The organism is Rhizobium sp. Leaf321, from assembly GCF_001423215.1.
In the GTDB taxonomy this organism is placed as follows: domain Bacteria; phylum Pseudomonadota; class Alphaproteobacteria; order Rhizobiales; family Rhizobiaceae; genus Neorhizobium; species Neorhizobium soli.
This window is the reverse complement of record NZ_LMOF01000001.1, coordinates 30,324-48,338: the sequence shown is the minus strand read 5'-3', so window position 1 is coordinate 48,338 and position 18,015 is coordinate 30,324. Positions and strand designations below refer to the sequence as shown.

Below are 18,015 nucleotides of genomic sequence, written 5' to 3'. Positions count from 1 at the left end.
CGGTCAGGCTTGGCTTAAAACAATCTTAAGCACAGGCTGTGATAAATGCGGTGGAATGAGAGAGCCGGTGCTCTGCCATTAGCCGTGAGACGTGAACCGAATGCAGCCTCCATATCCAGCTCGGTCGAACAGCTCCGCACCTGAAGGGCTGACAAACTACCTTCAGATCGATCTGGGGCGGCTGGCCTATTGGCTGCGCCAAAAATTCCGCTGGATCGTCGCAGCTGCCCTCATCGGATTGGTACTTGCAGTTTCCTACACGGTCATTTCCAAGCCGCGTTATACGGTGACGAGCGAACTCGTCATCGATCCCGCCGGTCTGCAGATCGTGGGCGAAGAGACGGGTTCGCGCAACGACATGCGCGAAACGCTGCTCCTCAACGCCGACAGCAAGCTTCAAACCCTGCTGTCGCGCAACGTGCTTCTCCGGGTGATCGAAAAGCTCGATCTTACCAACGACATCGAATTCGTTCCAGCTGGCGGTTTTAGTCTGTTCAGCTTCGGTGGACCCGCGACGCCGGTCGATCCGAGAATCATCGCGCTGGAATCTCTCAACAAGAGACTTGCAGCCCAGCGGGATGAGAAATCCTTCGTGCTGTTCATGTCGGTCTGGACATGGGATGCCGAGAAATCCATTCGGATTTCGCAAGCGCTGATCGAGGAATTCAAGGCCGAACTCAATGCCGGCGATGTCGACGGCGCGAAGAGAACGACAGACTCGCTTCTTGCACGGCTCACCGAGCTGAAGAAGGGTGTCATCGAGGCCGAAGAGGCCGTCGAAACATTTCGGCGCGAAAGCGGCCTTCGCTCTTCGCAAGGCGAGCTTTCTAGCAGCCGTTCCATGGTCCAGGTCGACACCCAGTTGCGCGAGGCTCGCGAACGTCTGATCGCCGCTGACTCGCGCTACAAGCAGATGCTTGCTGGTGGCAACGATTCCTTGGCGATGCAGTCCGCAACGCTTGCCGCGCTGCGGGCCCAGTATTCGACCCTCAAGCAGGAAGCCGACGAGCAGTTGCTGACGTTCGGTACAAGGCATCCGAGGAGGGCCGCGGTTCAGTCGCGGCTGCAGTCGCTCGACCAGGAAATCGCCCGGGAAATGTCCCGGCTGACGCTTGCTGCCCGCAACGAATACGATCAGGCAAAGGCCGTTGTCGAAAAGCTCGAAGGTGAATCGAAGACCGTTTCTACCAGTGTGTTCTCGGATAACGATGCGCAGGTGCGTCTGAGGGAATTGTCGAGAGAGGCATCTGCGAGAGCCGCAGTCTACGAAGCCTTTCTCGGACGGGCGCGAATGGCAGCCGAACGGCAACAGCTCGATACGACCAATCTCCGTGTAATCTCTGCTCCCATCGCTCCAAGAGAGCGGAGCTGGCCGCCGAGCATCGCGCAGGCGGCCGTTTTCGGCGCCGCAGTCGGACTGACATTGGGTGCACTCGGCGTGCTCGCTTTCGGCATCGCGATGGATGTCAATCATCCGCAACGGGGGCCGGAACACGCCCGCACCGAGACGCTGGACGAAGACTATCCGAAAGAGATCGAGCGCAAGCCTGCACCACGCACCGGTTCGTTGTTGTCGATGCTCCCGGACGAGCCATCGCCTGCGCCGCGCTCGTATCGGTGGAACCCGGACGCCTGATGAGTCGCAGTTCTGCCCGAGAGAATAGGGCGGATTTTAATGGTCGGCCTCACTCCATGTTAACCGATTTAGAAAGAACAAAGCCCGCGTTTACTCATCGCTGGCCGGAGTGCTGTATCTGAGAGCAAGGTCAGCCCTTCGCTTTATCTGTTCCAGCGAAGATATCCTGAAAGTATCAAGACCGATTGTCGACCCTTGGTGACGAACGGATGTTAGGGAGTGGATTTCAATGAATTCTATGCTCATGAACAAGGACATCATTGCCAACTGGGAAGACCGCCACGCGCGTTTGTTCGGCAATGAGATCGTCAAGCTCAATCATCGCCTCCTTGAAACGGGTGTGTTCTCGAGGGAGGCTGTTGGCAAGTTGATCGAACGCTGCCCGGATAGCGAGTTCGGGCTGGAATCCATGTCCGACGACATCACCAACCCATCGCGACTTTATGGCGTCCGCAACGGCATTTCGGGCGCTGAGGCACTCGCTGCAGTCGAAAAGGGCCGCATGTGGATGAACATTCGCCGCGTGATGGACTGGGCGCCGGAATATGGCCGTTTGCTCGACACGATCTTTTCCGAATTCGCAGGCCGCATGCCGGGATTCGAGACGTTCAAGCGCAACCTGGGTGTGCTGGTCTCGTCTCCCAACGCCAACGTCTTTTACCACGCCGATATCCAGGGCCAGTCGCTTTGGCAGATCGAGGGCAGCAAGCGCGTCTATCTTTATCCGCGCTCGGAAGTGTTTCTGCGCCCGATGCAGGTGGAGAAGATCCTGCTGCGCGAGACCGATGAAAAAATGCCCTACGAGACGTGGTTCGACGAATACGCAACGGCTGTCGATCTGCATCCGGGAGAAATGGTGACATGGCCGCTTTATGCACCGCATCGCGTACAGAACCATGATTGCATGAACATCTCCGTGACGATGGAGCATTGGACGAAGCAGATCTGGAATTCCTACGCGGTCCATTATGGCAACGGCGTGTTTCGCCGCACGCTCGGCGTGAAGGGACTGTCGACCGAAAATTCGGGCCTGCATGTCTATCCGAAGGCGGCGGCGGCCTTTGCCTGGAAGAAGGCTGGGAAGCAGAAAAAGGGTGATGTCGTCATCAAGCGCGATTTCAAGCTTGATGCATCGGCCGAAGGCGGTCGGGTCGCACTGAGCTGAGAACAGGACAAACTGCTGAAGACAATTCCCCGCCAGAGTACGATCGAGAAAAGCCCTGAATCCATGAAAGTCACCGTAGAAGAGACGTTCGATTTTTCAGGGCCGGAATATCGCCGCCTCTATTCGGAAGGGAAGGGCACTGCCTTTCAGGAGCCGATGTGGCTCGACATGCTGCACCGGCGCCTCGGTCCTTCCCTGGGCGCGAAGCAGCGGACGGTGACGTTCCGCAACGAAGCCGACGACAGTCTCCTTGCCGTGCTTCCCCTCGTGATGCAGCGCTCATCCGGGGTGATGATAATCCAGCCTGCGGATTTCGGTATCAGCGACTACAACACGATCGTCTGCGACGCGGAGCGTTTCGAGCAGATCGCCGCATCACCGGCCGTTCTAAAGGCGTTGCGCGAAACGCTTCGCGGTGCCGACCTGCTGATGTTCCGCAAGGTTCGTGCCGATGGCTTCGACATCCAGCGTCTGTTCAAGGGGGCTCGCGAAAGCCGGGGAGAGAACTCTGCCTACGCGTTCGATATCGGCGACGATTTCGACCATTGGCGCCTGAAGGTGATGAACCGCAACTTCACCAAGAACCTTGGCAGGTTGCACCGACAGACGGAAGCAGCCTACGGCCCCTACCTGCACAAAGCCATTACGCACGAGCAGGAAATCCGCGCGGTCTTCGACTTCCTTCGGGAGGCGCGACAGGACCGTTATTCGGAGAACCTGCTGGATCGCCATGAATATTTCGATCTCTATCGTGATTATGCCGTCGCAGCGGCGGCTTCAGGAGAAGCTGTGCTCTACGTCAGCTATCTCGCTGGAGAACCTGTCGCTGCCCTGTTCGGGCTGGCAGGCGACGGCGAGTTTCACGCAACGCTGCTTGCATCCGACATCAAGAAGCATCAGAAAATCTCGGCCGGAATGCAGATCCTTTACCGCGTCGCACAGCTGCGCCACCAGGACGGCCACAGAGTAATGGATCTCTGCCTCGGCGATCCCGGGTACAAAACGCATTTTCGCCCGACGGAAACGACGATGCGCAATATCACCGTAGCCCTGTCACTCAAGGGTGCTGCGGTCGCCGCCATTTATCACCATGCGAAACCGCTCAAAAACTTCCTGAGAAAAGGGGTCGCCAATGTCCGGTGATGCATCCGACCACGTGGCGCCCGCTGCCCACCGCACCTTTGCCGGTCGGATCGGCGCGCTTATCCGCCGGCCGGATATCGGCGGGATGGCTGTCGTCGTCGGCGTCAAGATCGGCATGGTGTTGCTCAACTTCACGCTGATCACGCTTGCTGCTCGGCTTCTCGATCCCGAAGCGTTCGGACATTACTCGATCCTCTACTCCGCAGCGGGGCTGCTTTGCATCGTGGCAGCCGCCGGACAGGAGCCGTTCGTGCTGCGGATGTGGAACGAGATGACGGCGGCAGGCAATGCCGCCAAGCTGAAAGGCGCGCTCTACTTCACGCTGCTTCTGTCGCTCAGCGGCACCGTTATCGTCGCGATCGGTCAGTATTTCTGGGCTTCCGCATTGGTCGATGGCCAGACAGCGATAACCTGCGTCATCTATATGATGATCGTCTCCGTGCTGCAGATCTGCATGCATCTTGTGCGAACCGAGATCGGCGTTGCCTCGGGAGACGGCGCGGGCAACGCCATTGTCGGGAGCGTGCCCGTCCTCTATCTGCTCGCCTGTCTCTTCAGCGGGACACGCCCGGATACGGCCCATCTCTTCCTGGCCTTGGCGGTCGGAGCAGGTCTTGCTCTCCTTCTGCAGCTCTATCTCATCCGCGGACGAATCCTGCATCGTTTTCCGGACTTTAACCGTATCCGTGCGGTTGCGGACTACCGGCTATGGCTTCCGCGATCGGTCCGCTTCTGGCTTGCGACGTCTCTCGAAGCTACTAATCAGTACATAGACGTGATCATCATCGGCTATCTGATGGACCCGGTAATCGCAGGGGCCTATTTCGTGACGGTTCGCCTCGCCAATTTGTTCGCGGCCGCTGCGGACTCGGTCAATCTTTTCGGAACGCGCCATCTCCCGGGGCTCTACTATCGCGGAGAACAGCGGGCCCTCAACAAGATGCTCGATAGCCTTGCCTGGATAACCCTTGCCTTCAGCGCGATCGGCCTGATCGGCATTCTGGTCGGCGGCTATTTCGCCCTTCTGCTGATAAACGAGCCCTATGCTGCGTATTTCCCGGAACTGCTGGTCCTCTGCCTCGGCACTGCGGCGCTCGGAACGACGAGGCCCTCTGTGATCATGCTGCTTCTGGCAGGCCACGAAGGACGCTATCTCCAGATCATGGCCGTGTGCGTCGTGGTGCGGATTGCCGGCTTCTTCCTGTTCGTCCCGCATTTCGGGGTGATGGGCGCCGTTGCGACGACCGCTGCCGCTTTCGCGCTTCAGTCGATCGTCTTGCGCATTGCGGACAAAGCCCTGACCGGGTTCGATTCGTCGATGTTCCGGCTTATCCTGAGGCGGGCATGATAAAAGAGCTGCAGCGAATTCTTTCCGCTGTGTCTCGCGGGTGTATTTCGGAGCCGGAGATCCTATCTAGAAGTCTTCCGCATCATGATTCCCCAGGACTTTTCCACAGATGACGAACTCTCCCGTTCCGGTTTTCGACGGTCATAACGACGTGCTTTTGCGTTTGCGCCTCAGCGACGCGAAGGATCCTGTCGGTGACTTTCTGGACGGGCGGAAGGATGGTCATATCGATCTGCCGCGCGCCCGCGAGGGTGGATTGGCCGGCGGTCTCTGCGCCATCTACGTGCCGTCGCCGTCCATGGCAAAGGACCAGAACGGCGATTTTCCGACCCCGGCTCAACCCGAGGCGCTGAACCAGACGATCGCCATGGCCCGGATCCTGTTGGATATCGAGCGCTGTTCCAACGGCGGGGTCACGGTCTGTCGGACTGCGGACGATCTCCGCCGCTCGATGGCAATGGGCAGCTTTGCCGCTGTGATGCATATCGAGGGCGCCGAAGCAATTGCCGGGGATCTCGATGCGCTTTACGTGCTTCACCAAGCGGGCTTGCGAACTCTTGGTCCCGTCTGGAGCCGTCCGAACATCTTTGCCTATGGCATTCCGTTCAAGTTCCCGTCAACGCCGGATATCGGCCCGGGCTTGAGTGACGCCGGACGAGACCTGATTCGTGCGTGCAACGACCTCAGGATTATGGTCGATCTGTCGCATTTGAACGAGGCCGGTTTCTGGGACGTCGCAAAAATCTCGAAGGCGCCGCTTGTCGCATCCCATTCCAATGCGCACGCGCTCTCTGCGCACAGCCGAAACCTCACGGACCGCCAGCTTGACGCGATCCGTGATACAGGCGGGCTCGTCGGCATCAATTTCGGTGTCCTGTTCTTGCGCGACGACGGGCGCAGAGACGAAAGCACGAGCCTCGATGTGCTTGTGCGGCACATTGCCTATATCGCAGAGCGGATCGGAATCAATCACGTCGCGCTAGGCTCGGATTTCGACGGTACGACCGTGCCTTCGGAATTGAAAGATGCAAGCGGCCTTCCGCGCCTGATCGAAGCCCTGCGTAAACACGGCTTCTCTAGCGAAGACATTGCGAAGATCGCATTCGAAAACTGGATCGACGTGCTGGGCCGAAGCTGGGCTGCATGAGCGGCACAAGGCCGCCAGCCAGATGTGCGAAACGTTGAAAGCGACCTGACCCGGCGTCAGACGCCAGCGCGAGCCGCTAGTTTCTCAAACGCCTGAGAGATGCGTTAGCGTGCCATCGCGTATTTGTAGGGTTGGCCGCGTTCCAGGGTGCTGCCCGACGGCAGGACGTAGGAAGCCGCGACGGCTAGGCTCACGACGGCGAACGATGCGGAAAGCAGAGCAATTTTCATGAGATAATCCCTCCCTCACATGTAGGGAGAAAGCTCTTGGCGCGAATTTGGTTCCCGGGGTCAGAAATGGTTTGCGGTGCCGATCGGCAGCCTCAGCATTCTTGCTTCTGTTCGCCGGGACAGATCCCAATTCCATTCTCGGTCACGACGAATGCAAGGCCCGCGCCTTCGAACGCCTGGCGCAGCTGAGCCTCGGTTGATCTGTGAATATCGTGTCGCTGGCCCTCGTAGTCGCGTACGGTGCTGCGCGACACGCCTGAGCGATCGGCAAGGTCCGACTGGGTCCAGTCGAGGAACCCTCGGGCCGCCCGGCAAAGCGCTGGAGACAATATACAAGTTTGCGCGGCTTGACCCATCGCTCTATTCTGCCCATATTGGTCAATACAAATCATATAGGTCAATTTTCGATAGATTGCTAGTGGCGCGTATTGTGCGCTCTCAGGCCATCGAAACGCACGAGGAACAGACACATTGGGATAACGCTGGGCCCATATTTCCTGCTTGTTCTTCTGGTTCTGCCGTTTGTCGGCAGTCTTGCTTCGGCATTTTTTCTGAAGACATCGTCGCGTGTACTCCCCTCCTGGACTGCCGGTGGGGTATCGCTTGCATGCCTTCTAATCGTCATTGCCTCCTACCCTTCGATCACGGAGGGCCAGGTTGTCCGCTTGACGTTCGAGTGGATCCCCCAGCTTGGGCTTGAGTTCAAGTTACGGCTTGATGGCTTTGCGTGGATGTTCGCGCTTCTGATCGCCGGCATCGGACTGCTGGTCGTCATCTATGCGCGATACTACATGTCCGAAGAGGACTCGGTTCCGCGCTTCTTCTCGTTCCTGCTGGCGTTCATGGGGGCCATGATGGGGATCGTGCTTTCCGGCAACGTCATCCTCCTCTCGATCTTCTGGGAACTGACGAGCATCTTCTCGTTCCTGTTGATCAGTTACTGGCACAACAGTTCCGCTGCCCGCGATGGTGCGCGTATGGCCCTGACGGTGACCGGCATCGGTGGGTTCTGCCTTCTCGTCGGCCTCCTGCTTCTCGGCAATATCGTCGGAAGCTACGACCTCGACAAGATCCTGGAGGCAGGCGACGTCATTCGTGCGCATTCCCTCTATGTCCCGGCACTCGTCTTCGTCCTGCTCGGCGCTCTGACAAAAAGCGCGCAGTTTCCGTTCCATTTCTGGCTGCCGAACGCGATGGCAGCGCCGACGCCGGTATCGGCCTATCTCCATTCTGCGACCATGGTAAAGGCCGGGGTCTTTCTCCTGGCGCGCATGTCTCCGGCGCTGTCCGGCAGTTACGAATGGTTCATTCTCGTCGGTGCGGCCGGCATGATCACGCTTCTGCTGGGCGCATACTTCGCGATGTTCCAGCAGGATCTGAAGGGTCTGCTCGCCTATTCCACGATCAGCCATCTCGGCCTGATCACCACGCTGCTCAGCCTCGGGAGCCCGCTGGCAACGGTCGCTGCGATCTTTCACATGCTGAACCATGCGACGTTCAAGGCGTCGCTGTTCATGGCAGCCGGTATCATCGACCACGAGACCGGTACGCGTGATATGCGAAAATTGAGCGGACTGTTCCGGTTCATGCCGATTACCGGCACACTTGCCATGGTCGCCAGTGCGGCGATGGCGGGCGTCCCGCTTTTGAACGGCTTCCTGTCGAAGGAGATGTTCTTCGCAGAAGCGGTCGAGACCCACGCGGACTCGTTCCTGGACCGCATCCTTCCTTACGTCGCCACTCTCGCCGGTGCGTTCAGCGTCGCCTATTCGCTTCGGTTCATCCACACGGTCTTTTTCGGGCCGAAGCCAGTTGGTCTTCCCAAGGAAAAGCCGCACGAGCCGCCGCACTGGATGCTGTTCCCGATCGAACTTCTGGTCGTCGCGTGTCTGGTCGTCGGCGTCATTCCGGCGATCGCCGTTGGACCGATCCTGCAGGCGGCCGCGATGGGCGTACTCGGGCCGGATACGCCTGAATACAGCCTTTCGATCTGGCACGGCTTCAACCTTCCGCTCGTTATGAGCATCGTTGCTCTTGTCGCCGGCGCGCTGATCTACATCCTCCTTCGAAATTATCTTGCGCAGTGCAAAGACGGTGCGCCCGTGTTCAGACGCTTCCGCGGACAGCGCATCTTCGAGCGTATCCTCGTCGAAGTCTCATGGCGCTGGGCAAGGCTCGCGGAGCGGCGGATCGGTACCCGCAAGCTGCAGCCGCAGTTGCGCTGGGTCGTGTTCACCGGCTTTGTCGCAGGTCTCCTGCCGCTCTGGCTCTCCGGGTTCGAGCCGCGGCCGTTCGTGTTCTCCGGGGTCGACAAGGCCTTCGCGGCCATCTGGCTGATTGGTATTTGTCTGGCGCTCGGCACCGCGTTTCTTGCGAAATATCACCGTTTGGCGGCGCTCGTCATGCTTGGCGGCGTCGGGCTGATCGTCTGCGTCACGTTCGTTTGGTTGTCGGCGCCTGATCTCGCGATCACGCAGCTTCTGGTCGAGATCATCACGACGGTACTGATCCTTCTCGGCCTACGCTGGTTGCCGAAGCGGAACGAAATCAATGATGCACCGATTACCGTCCGCGCCCGGCTGAGACGCTTCCGGGATCTTGCGCTCGCCGTTTTCTGCGGTGTCGGCATGACCTTCATATCCTATGCGGTGATGACGATGCCGGTGCCGGACGCTATCGCTACTTACTTCCTGGAAAACGCTTATTCGCAGGGCGGAGGCCGCAACGTCGTCAACGTGATCCTGGTGGACTTCCGCGGCTTCGATACGTTTGGCGAAATCGCAGTTCTCGGCGTGGTGGCGCTCACCGTCTATGCGCTGCTTCGCCGTTTCCGGCCGGCCGACGATACGATGGCGATGCCCGAACAGCAGCGGGCACAGAACCGCTTCGACGAAGAGCGGCCGGATCGGTCTGCGGGCGATACGGCTCGGGACTACATGCTGATCCCGTCGGTCATCATGCAGTGGCTCTTCCCTGTCATCATCATGTTCGCTGTCTATCTGTTCCTGCGTGGTCACGACATGCCGGGCGGCGGGTTCTCGGCAGGCCTGACGCTGTCGCTCGCCTTCCTGCTGCAGTATCTGGCCGGCGGAACACGCTGGGCAGAAGATCGGATCCGAATTCTGCCGCTGCGCTGGATGGGTGCTGGCCTTCTGACTGCGGCCTTAACCGGTATCGGAGCCTGGGCTTTCGGCTACCCGTTCCTCACCTCGCACTTCCAGTATGTCGAGCTTCCGCTTGTCGGGAAAATGCCGGCGGCAACGGCATTGCTGTTTGATCTCGGCGTCTTCTCGCTCGTCGTTGGCTCGACGGTTCTGATCATGGTGGCGTTGGCGCACCAGTCGATCCGCATCAATCGCCTGCGGGCAATCGATGCAGCAAAGACGAAGGAAACCTGATGGAAATCATTCTCTCCATCGCCATCGGCGTCATGACCTTTTGCGGCGTGTGGCTCATCCTGCGCCCACGGACCTATCAGGTCATCGTCGGGCTTTCCCTTCTGGCCTATGCCGTCAACCTGTTCATCTTCAGCGTCGGCGGGGTGAAGACCAATGTGCCGCCGGTTCTCGTGGACGGCACGGCCACCGCAAGCCTTGCGGATCCGGTGCCCCAGGCACTGGTGCTGACGGCAATTGTCATCGGATTTGCCACGACGGCACTGTTTCTGGTCGTGCTTCTCGCCTCCCGCGGCCTGACCGGCTCCGACCATGTTGACGGCAGGAGCGACCCGTCATGAACGGCTGGGCGCATCACCTCATCATAGCACCGATCCTGGTCCCGCTGCTTGCGGCGGCAGTGCTGTTGTTCATCGACGAACGACAGCGCGTTGCCAAGGCGATGGTCAGCCTGACGTCGGTGGTGATCCTCGTCTGCGTTTCGTTCGTGCTGTTTCGTATCGAGAGCGGTCCGAGCGATTTCGAAGGTGTCTACCTGCTCGGTAACTGGGCAGCCCCGTTCGGGATCGTGCTGGTGCTCGACGGCCTGTCGGCGATGATGCTGCTTCTGACGGCGCTGGTGGCGCTTGCGTCGCTCGTCTATTCGATGGCCCGCTGGCATACGGTCGGCGCCCATTTCCACACCATGTTCCAGCTGCTGCTGATGGGGGTGGATGGTGCATTCCTCACCGGCGATCTCTTCAACCTCTTTGTTTTCTTCGAGGTGATGCTGGCTGCATCCTATGGTCTGCTTCTCCACGGCTCGGGTCCGCTGCGGGTAAAGGCCGGCCTCCATTACATCGCCGTCAATCTTGCGGCCGCACTTCTCTTCCTGATCGGTGTCAGCCTGATTTACGGAACAGCCGGCACGCTGAATATGGCCGACCTTGCCGCGCGCATTCCGCAGATCGAGCCGGACCGACGCATGCTGATGGAAGCCGGCGCCGGCGTCCTCGGGATCGCATTTCTCATCAAGGCTGGCATGTGGCCCCTCTGCTTCTGGCTTCCGACAGCCTATAGCGCTGCCTCGGCGCCCGTCGCCGGCGTTTTCGCGATCCTCAGCAAGCTCGGCATCTATGTCATCTTGCGTCTGATCATGCTGCTGTTTGAAACCGGGCCATCGGCCGGGTTCGGATCGACATTCCTGCTCATCGGCGGTATCGCGACAGTGGTGTTTGGAACGATCGGCGTGCTCGCGTCGCAGGCCTTGGGCCGGTTGGCCGGATATTCGGTTCTGGTGTCGTCCGGCACGCTTCTGATGGTGCTCGGCATCAACGATGGTGCGGTCTCGTCCGGCGCACTCCTCTATCTCGTGAGCTCGACCCTGACGATCAGCGCCTTCTTCATGCTGATCGAACTTGTCGAGCGTGGTCAGGATGCGGGCGCTAGCGTCCTCACCGTGACGATGGAAGCTTACGGCGACGCCGACGACGATGAGCCGCAAGAGGGCGACGGGGTCACGATGCCCGGGACGATGGCGATCCTCGGCATATGCTTTGCAGCCTGTGCGATCCTTCTGTCCGGTCTGCCGCCACTGTCTGGCTTTATCGCCAAATTCGCGATGTTGTCCGCGATGATGGGCACCGGCGCCATTGGCGTGCCGCCGACTGCTGCGGTCTGGACGCTCATCGTTCTCGTCATCCTGTCAGGCGTCGCAGCGCTTATCGCGATGACGCGTGTTGGCATCAGGACGTTCTGGAGCTCGATCGAGGGCACCGTGCCGCGGGTGCTGGTCATCGAGATCGTACCAGTCATGTTCCTTCTGAGCCTTACCCTTGTGCTGACGGTTCAGGCTGGACCCGCGATGCAGTACATGGACACGACGATACGGACCCTCGCCAGCCCGGAAAATTACATCAACGCCGTCAGAAACGCGACAGTCCTGAAGGGCGTCGCCGACAGCAACGGACAGGGAGGCGATTGATGTTTCCCTTCCCGATCCTTGCCGTCTTCCTGGTCCTCATGTGGCTGCTGCTGAACGGGTTCACGCTCGGCCACCTGATTATCGGCACAATGGTCGCAGTCTTCGCCTGCTGGGCTATGGCTTCCCTGAGACCGGAAAAGCCGAGACTCGGCAAATGGTACCTTCTCCCGAAGCTATTGGGGATGGTGCTCTACGACGTTGCAAAGTCGAACGCGCAGGTTGCCGCAGTCATCCTGAGGAGCGGTTCGCGGCGGCATAATCCGGCCTTCCTGACGATCCAGCTGCAGACGCACAACCATTTCTCGCTGGCGGTGCTCGCGATCGTTCTGACGAGCACGCCCGGCTCAGCCTGGCTGGAATACGATTCCAACGACAATACCGTGCTGTTGCATGTCCTCGATCTCGACGACGAGGCGAAGTGGCGCGATATGGTCAAGAACCGCTATGAAAAGCTCTTGATGGAGATCTTCGTATGAGTGCCATCATCGTCTTCACAGCTGTGGCTGTCGCACAATTGATGCTGGCTGCGGCCATGGCTATCGCCTCTGTGCGCATGTTCGGCGGCCCGAGGGCGCAGGACAGGATCATTGCCTTGGACACGCTCTACATCAACGCGATGCTGATGCTCGTCACGTTCGGGATCGGCACGGGTCGGGTCATCTATTTCGAAGCGGCGCTGGTGATCGGCATGCTGGGTTTCGTGGCAACCGTTGCGCTCGCCAAATTTCTGATGCGGGGCGAGGTGATCGAATGAGTGAAGCCACAGATCTCCCGCTCTGGGCCGCCATCGCGGTCGCGGTCTTCCTGCTTGTCGGTGCAGCGCTGGCGCTGATCGGCGCGATCGGCTTTCTCCGGCTGCCGACGTTTTACGAGCGCATCCATGCGCCAACCCTCGGCACCAGCTGGGGTGTGGGCGGCGTCATGGTCGCGTCGATGATCTTTTTCTCCGTGACATCAGGCCGACCAATGATGCACGAGATCCTCATCGGGATCTTCGTCACGGTTACGACGCCGGCCACCTTCCTTCTCCTCGCACGCGCCGCGCTGCATCGAGACAGAGTTGAGAAGACGAAAGGCGTGCCGGAGAAACACCGCGCCGATATCGTAAACAACGATTGAGACGGATCTGTCCTGTGGTCCGGTCCGGTTGCGGGATTAGTCCGGCAGAAGGCCGATATGGTCGAGTTTCGCGCTGCGTGCGGCTCGTCCACCGGGAAGTCGTAGCGGCTCTTCCTCAATACCGTACCGAACCGCCATCATCAGGACATGGGTCCCAAGCATGTCCAGTCCTTCGGTGATCCGATTGCTTTCCAGAAGCTCCACGATGGCGATATGTTCAGCACTCGCATTTTTGCGCGTGGGCAGCGTGGAACGGTGCGATCGAAGTGCTGCGACCTTGCTCGACACGAGCTGGTAGGCGTTGAACAGATACGGGTTGCCGCAATTCTCCAGCGATGCATCGTGGAAATGATCATCAGCGCGGGCGGATCGATGGTTGTCGCCCGCCTCGCACGCCGCCATCATGTCTTCGGCAGCTGCCCGCATCGCCTTTAACGTTTCATCGCGACGACGCGACATGGCGAGGCGAACTGCCTCGATCTCGATCGTCTTGCGGAATTCGCACAGGTTTTCCGTGTCTTCGCGGGTCGGCAGGAAGACGAAGCTTCCCCTTTGCGGACGCACATCGATGAGGCCCTGCTGTTCAAGGGTAGCGAAGGCTTCTTTCACGGGGCTCCGACTGACGCCAAGCGTGGTCGCCAGCTTGTCTTCCGACAGTGCGTCACCCAGCTCGAGCTCGCCATCGATGATGGCTCGTCTCAGCCTCTCGGTCACCCTTGCGCCCAGCGAGGATCGTGGTTTTGCATCCATTCCTACGGTCCCTTCCTTCCCGGAGCGGATCATACGCTCCGACGCGGCATAACCGAATTCTGTACGCGCCCTCAGGGAGTGAGGCAACATTCCCTGAGGGCGCTTGTCAGGTGGAGATCTCGTCGAGGAAGCGCCGCGTGGCAGCCATTCCTATTTCGGCGCGCTGCATGAAGCTGAGCGCCGCGTCTCCTTTATGCGGGGTCTCGACGCTGATTACGACATCTGCGGGCAGGGCGGCCATCAGATCCTTCAACCACAGGCCGCCGTCGCCTGGAAACATCCGGGCAGTGCGTGCCTCGGCAATGCAACCGGCGTTGTCTGCCGGTTGCTCGGCTGGCGCGTCGCAAAGCTGGAGATACAGCGCCTGGCCCTTCGGCAGGCGCACGACATCAGCGGGGCTTCCGCCGGAGCGTGACAGGTGCAGCGCGTCTATCAGAAGGCCGACATTGTTCCGGCCCGTCGCACTCGCCAGGCGGCTTGCATCATGGATGTTGGCAGTGGAACGCCAGCGCATGAACTCGATCGCCATCTTGATGCCGTATTGCGAAGCCGCGTCGGCAATGCGGCCAAGATTGTCCACTGCACGGGAAAGATCCGGGTCCTCGCAGGTGATCTGCATGACCGGCATTGCGAATTCACCGGCAGTCTCGATCACCGGAAGCCAGGTTTTGATGTCCGTCTCCGGCAGGAGGGTGAACACCTCGCCGTCGTAGAACGAGATGCCCGTGTCCGACGCCGCGGCGTTGATTTCGCGGATCAGCTTCTGGTTTCCAACGATTGGATGGGCAAGCTCCAGCCCGTGTGGAGCAATCAGCCGCAGGCTGACGAGATCGTAACCGCAGGCGGCTGCGATCCTGACGTTCTCGACCGGAGGACAACCGAACACGGTCAGATAGGCGAGCGAAAGGGGATGTTGCTTATACATTGCGCGACCTCAATACGTCGCGCGCCCGCCGGAAACGTCGAACACGGCGCCGGTCGAGAACGAGCATTCCTCAGACGCCAGCCAGTTGACGAGCGATGCGACTTCCTCCGCTTCGCCGAGGCGACCGACAGGGATCTTCGCTGTCACATAGGCTTTGAATTCGGGTGTCAGCTGGTTCATCATTTCCGTCTCGATCGCGGCCGGAGTGACGCAGTTGACGCGGATCTGCGTCGTTGCGAGTTCCTTGCCGATCGATTTCGTCAGGCCGATAACACCCGCCTTCGAAGCGGAGTAGGCGACCGCGTTGGGATTGCCTTCCTTGCCGGCGATCGAGGCGATATTGACGATGCGGCCATAGCCGGTCTTCAGCATTTGCCGAACCGCCGATTGGCAGCAGTAGAATACCGCATCGAGATTGAGCGACATCACAAAACGCCAGCCGTCATGCGGGTAATCGACGAATTTTTCGAGCGGGCCGTTGTGACCGGCGCAGGTCACGAGAATGCCGAGCGGCCCGAGATCCGCGACCGCTTGCACCGTAGCGTCCTCGACGGCTGCGGGGTCCATGACGTTGACCACATAACCCTTGGCGCCCGGAAGTTTGGCAGCAGCCTCTTCGACCCGTTCCTTGTTGATGTCCCATAGCGCGACCTTGTGGCCCTTGGCCGCAAGTCTTGCTGCGATCGGAAATCCGAGCCCGCCGGCCCCCCCTGTGACGATCGCAACGCGAGGTGTTTCCTGGTTCGCCATGTGTATCTCCTCCCTGGCATTACGACCCGTTTCCCAAGAGCCGCTTTCTTTTCGTTCGTTGTCATCACGCATCCGTTTGGTTGGAACCTAGCGCTTGACATTTGTAGCATACTAACATTCTAGTGGCCTACATGGGTCGCAAATGACCGGCTTGTCAAGCGCTGAGGATGCAGGGCGAGTGAATGGGAGGAGAAGACGATGGGAATGAACGGCAACGCCTTTCTGGCGATCTGGCACGACATCGAAGAGGGCGGGCATGCCGAATATATCGAATGGCATACCCGTGAACATATGCCGGAGCGCCTTTCGATCCCGGGTTTCAGGACCGGCAAGCGGCTGCATGCTCCTTCTGCCTCACGCTATGTTTTCGGCACCGTCTATTCCGGCGAGACACTGGAGACATTCCGTTCCCCCGACTACCTCGAGCGTTTGAACAACCCGACACCCTGGACGACGGCTGTTGCGCCGAGTTTCCGTAATTTTCTGCGCGTCGCCTGCGAACGCATTGCTGAGGCAGGCCATGGTGACGGTGGCAGCATGGCGACGATCCGCTTCGATCTTTCGGGCGACGATGGCGAGACCCGGCTGCGGGCAAATGCTCAGGCACTCGCGGACACGATGCTCGCGGTGCGTGGTGTCTCCTGCGTCCACGTCGGTGTTTCCCGCAACGAGGTTTCGAGCGTCCGCACCAAGGAAACCGAGCTGCGGGCTGTAATGAACGAGACTGTCTTCGACGTCGTCGTTCTGGTCGAGGGGTCGTCGAGCGCAGGACTGCGGGCGGCCTTGCCCGAGGTGGAGCGGCTGGCAGTTGAAAGCGGCATCCTTCAAGCGCCGGTCACTGATATCTATGAGACCGCCTTCTCGATTACCTCGGAAGATATGCGGGGCGCGCCATGACCCGGATTCTGATGACCGGCGGCGCCGGCTTTCTGGGCGGCTGGATCCTCAAGGCGTTGAAAGCCGAAGGCCATGACGTGCGGATTTTCGATCGCTCGCCCGACCGCCGCATATTGCGGGACATCGCTGGCGACGAAGCGGATCACGTCGAGTGGTTTGAGGGCGATATTACCGATGGCGCCGCCGTCAAATCCGCCGCCAAAGATTGCGCATCCATTATTCATCTCGCCGCTCTGCTGACCCCAGCCTGCAAGAACGACCCGGTCCTAGGCGCGACGGTGAACCTGATCGGCACGCTGAATGCGTTCGAAGCGGCCAAGGCTAACGGCATTGCGCGGATTGCCTATGCCAGCAGCGCTGCCGTCTTTGGCCCCGATGACGGCTCGACGCCACATCCGGTCACGCATTACGGCGCCTTCAAGCTTGCCTGCGAAGGGAGCGCCCGCGCGTATTGGGCGGATGCTGGTATCTCAAGCATTGGCCTTCGCCCGACGGTGGTCTACGGGCCTGGGCGCGAAAGCGGGCTGACGGCGGGCCCAACGCTTGCCTGCCGCGAAGCGGTTCTCGGCAATGCCTACACGATCGGATATTCCGGCCCGCAGGATCTCGTTTTCGTCGCCGATGTTGCAGCGGCCTTCGCGGCGGCGGCAACAAGACCGTTCGAGGGCGCGCATGCGTTTTCGGTTGGCGGTGCCTGCGAGGACGTCCCGGACGTGATCGCAGCGATCAGGGCCGAGATCCCCGGCGCAAACATTGATTTTGGCGGCCCAGCCGTGCCGATGGCGCCGGATATCAAAGCCACCGACAATCAGGCTCTGCTGGGCCCGATCCCCGTTACGCTGCTCCGGCAGGGAATATCACAGACCATCGCCCATTACCGATCGATCGCGGGGAGGGGCTGATGACCGTCCGCAGCGACATATCGCAGGATCATGTCGGTCATGGTTTCCAGGCGTGCCTCGACCGCGTCTGCAGCCATGAGGTCGCGTCCGAACAGAACCTTCAGCGTGTGGCGATTGGAAACATAGGTAAAGCCGAGGGCGGAAATCGAGATGTAGAGATCGAGAGGGTCCACGCGTCGGAAAAGGCCCTTTGCGACCCCGATATCGAGGATCGTCGAGACCTTCGTCACGACCGAGCTGTTAAGCCCCTTCATGTCGCCGGCCGACTGCAGATGCGCTGCGCCGTGCAGGTTTTCGGTGTTGATCATTCGGACGAAGGCGGGGTTGTCGATATAATACCGGAAGGTAAAGCCGATCAGCGCCTTCATCGCACCGACGGGATCTTCCGGATCGAGCACGAGCGCGTCTTCGGCACTGCGGATGCCGGTGTAAAGATGCTCCATCGCGGCAAGGTAGAGATCCTCCTTGCTGCCGAAGTAGTGGTAGACCATGGCCTTGTTGGAATTCGCGCGCTGAGCGATGCGATCGACCCGTGCGCCACCGATACCGTAGGTCGAAAATTCCGTGATTGCCGATTCCAGCAAAAAGCGTCTGCGCCTTTCCGGCGATCTTTGGCCCGGGTCAAGACTCGTATCAGTGGACATG

Annotated in this window: 19 protein-coding genes; 13 read left to right on the top strand and 6 right to left on the bottom strand. The window is 59.9% G+C overall.

Annotated elements, in window-relative coordinates; genetic code table 11:
* Positions 1-100: 100 nt before the first annotated feature.
* From ASF70_RS00225 to ASF70_RS00205, 5 genes are all read left to right on the top strand, one after another.
* Positions 101-1,636: a GumC family protein gene (locus ASF70_RS00225; RefSeq protein ID WP_062458979.1), complete on the top strand. Its 1,536-nt coding sequence runs from the start codon at positions 101-103 to the stop codon at positions 1,634-1,636.
* 229 nt (positions 1,637-1,865) lie between these two features.
* Positions 1,866-2,801 carry a hypothetical protein gene (locus ASF70_RS00220; RefSeq protein ID WP_062576436.1) on the top strand — a complete coding sequence of 312 codons (936 nt, stop codon included), beginning with the start codon at positions 1,866-1,868 and terminating at the stop codon, positions 2,799-2,801.
* A gap of 63 nt (positions 2,802-2,864) precedes the next feature.
* Entirely contained in the window at positions 2,865-3,944 is a 1,080-nt protein-coding gene (locus ASF70_RS00215; RefSeq protein ID WP_062576434.1) for a GNAT family N-acetyltransferase, read from the top strand.
* A complete protein-coding gene (locus ASF70_RS00210; protein WP_062576432.1) occupies positions 3,934-5,292 on the top strand; it encodes a lipopolysaccharide biosynthesis protein in 1,359 nt (452 codons plus the stop codon). The genes ASF70_RS00215 and ASF70_RS00210 overlap by 11 nt, the downstream gene beginning before the upstream one ends.
* 109 nt (positions 5,293-5,401) lie before the next feature.
* The gene (locus ASF70_RS00205; protein ID WP_062576431.1) at positions 5,402-6,439 is read left to right on the top strand and encodes a dipeptidase; all 1,038 of its coding nucleotides are present in this window, start codon (positions 5,402-5,404) and stop codon (positions 6,437-6,439) included.
* Between the two features lie 104 nt (positions 6,440-6,543).
* Here the strand turns inward: ASF70_RS00205 and ASF70_RS24705 are convergent, their stop codons facing one another.
* Together ASF70_RS24705 and ASF70_RS00200 are read right to left on the bottom strand one after the other, a co-directional pair.
* Complete coding sequence (locus ASF70_RS24705) at positions 6,544-6,669, bottom strand: hypothetical protein (RefSeq protein WP_256413830.1); 126 nt, start codon at positions 6,667-6,669, stop codon at positions 6,544-6,546.
* A 92-nt stretch (positions 6,670-6,761) separates the two neighbouring features.
* Positions 6,762-7,070 (bottom strand): helix-turn-helix transcriptional regulator, encoded by a 309-nt coding sequence (locus ASF70_RS00200; protein WP_062458994.1) that lies wholly within the window; start codon positions 7,068-7,070, stop codon positions 6,762-6,764.
* 75 nt (positions 7,071-7,145) lie between these two features.
* Here ASF70_RS00200 and ASF70_RS00195 point away from each other — a divergent pair, with 75 nt between their 5' ends.
* From ASF70_RS00195 to mnhG, 6 genes are read left to right on the top strand one after another with little or no spacing between them, the layout of a single operon-like run.
* Positions 7,146-10,067 carry a monovalent cation/H+ antiporter subunit A gene (locus tag ASF70_RS00195; RefSeq protein ID WP_062576836.1) on the top strand — a complete coding sequence of 974 codons (2,922 nt, stop codon included), beginning with the start codon at positions 7,146-7,148 and terminating at the stop codon, positions 10,065-10,067.
* A complete protein-coding gene (locus ASF70_RS00190; protein WP_062458996.1) occupies positions 10,067-10,405 on the top strand; it encodes a Na+/H+ antiporter subunit C in 339 nt (112 codons plus the stop codon). The genes ASF70_RS00195 and ASF70_RS00190 overlap by 1 nt, the downstream gene beginning before the upstream one ends.
* On the top strand, positions 10,402-12,027 hold the full coding sequence (locus tag ASF70_RS00185; RefSeq protein ID WP_062576429.1) for a monovalent cation/H+ antiporter subunit D: 1,626 nt from the start codon (positions 10,402-10,404) through the stop codon (positions 12,025-12,027). The genes ASF70_RS00190 and ASF70_RS00185 overlap by 4 nt, the downstream gene beginning before the upstream one ends.
* Positions 12,027-12,503, top strand: coding sequence for a Na+/H+ antiporter subunit E (locus ASF70_RS00180; protein WP_062459002.1), 477 nt, complete (start codon positions 12,027-12,029; stop codon positions 12,501-12,503). The genes ASF70_RS00185 and ASF70_RS00180 overlap by 1 nt, the downstream gene beginning before the upstream one ends.
* Positions 12,500-12,781 carry a K+/H+ antiporter subunit F gene (locus tag ASF70_RS00175; RefSeq protein WP_062459005.1) on the top strand — a complete coding sequence of 94 codons (282 nt, stop codon included), beginning with the start codon at positions 12,500-12,502 and terminating at the stop codon, positions 12,779-12,781. The genes ASF70_RS00180 and ASF70_RS00175 overlap by 4 nt, the downstream gene beginning before the upstream one ends.
* Positions 12,778-13,146 carry a monovalent cation/H(+) antiporter subunit G gene (gene mnhG / locus ASF70_RS00170; protein WP_062459008.1) on the top strand — a complete coding sequence of 123 codons (369 nt, stop codon included), beginning with the start codon at positions 12,778-12,780 and terminating at the stop codon, positions 13,144-13,146. Before ASF70_RS00175 ends, mnhG begins: the two co-directional genes overlap by 4 nt.
* 36 nt (positions 13,147-13,182) lie before the next feature.
* Here the strand turns inward: mnhG and ASF70_RS00165 are convergent, their stop codons facing one another.
* The 3 genes from ASF70_RS00165 to ASF70_RS00155 all read right to left on the bottom strand — a co-directional run bounded on the left by ASF70_RS00165 (position 13,183) and on the right by ASF70_RS00155 (position 15,571).
* Complete coding sequence (locus ASF70_RS00165; RefSeq protein ID WP_062576427.1) at positions 13,183-13,896, bottom strand: GntR family transcriptional regulator; 714 nt, start codon at positions 13,894-13,896, stop codon at positions 13,183-13,185.
* Between the two features lie 106 nt (positions 13,897-14,002).
* Positions 14,003-14,821: a TIM barrel protein gene (locus tag ASF70_RS00160; protein WP_062576425.1), complete on the bottom strand. Its 819-nt coding sequence runs from the start codon at positions 14,819-14,821 to the stop codon at positions 14,003-14,005.
* A gap of 9 nt (positions 14,822-14,830) precedes the next feature.
* Entirely contained in the window at positions 14,831-15,571 is a 741-nt protein-coding gene (locus tag ASF70_RS00155; RefSeq protein WP_062576423.1) for an SDR family NAD(P)-dependent oxidoreductase, read from the bottom strand.
* A 198-nt stretch (positions 15,572-15,769) separates the two neighbouring features.
* On the opposite strand from ASF70_RS00155, the gene ASF70_RS00150 reads away from it, so the two are divergent.
* Positions 15,770-16,468 carry a hypothetical protein gene (locus ASF70_RS00150; RefSeq protein ID WP_062576421.1) on the top strand — a complete coding sequence of 233 codons (699 nt, stop codon included), beginning with the start codon at positions 15,770-15,772 and terminating at the stop codon, positions 16,466-16,468.
* Positions 16,465-17,370 carry an NAD(P)-dependent oxidoreductase gene (locus ASF70_RS00145; RefSeq protein ID WP_062576419.1) on the top strand — a complete coding sequence of 302 codons (906 nt, stop codon included), beginning with the start codon at positions 16,465-16,467 and terminating at the stop codon, positions 17,368-17,370. The genes ASF70_RS00150 and ASF70_RS00145 overlap by 4 nt, the downstream gene beginning before the upstream one ends.
* Here ASF70_RS00145 and ASF70_RS00140 read toward each other — a convergent pair.
* Positions 17,343-17,954, bottom strand: a complete 612-nt coding sequence (locus tag ASF70_RS00140; RefSeq protein ID WP_162237931.1) for a TetR family transcriptional regulator — start codon at positions 17,952-17,954, stop codon at positions 17,343-17,345. The two genes, ASF70_RS00145 and ASF70_RS00140, sit on opposite strands and share 28 nt — an antisense overlap.
* Positions 17,955-18,015 lie beyond the last annotated feature (61 nt).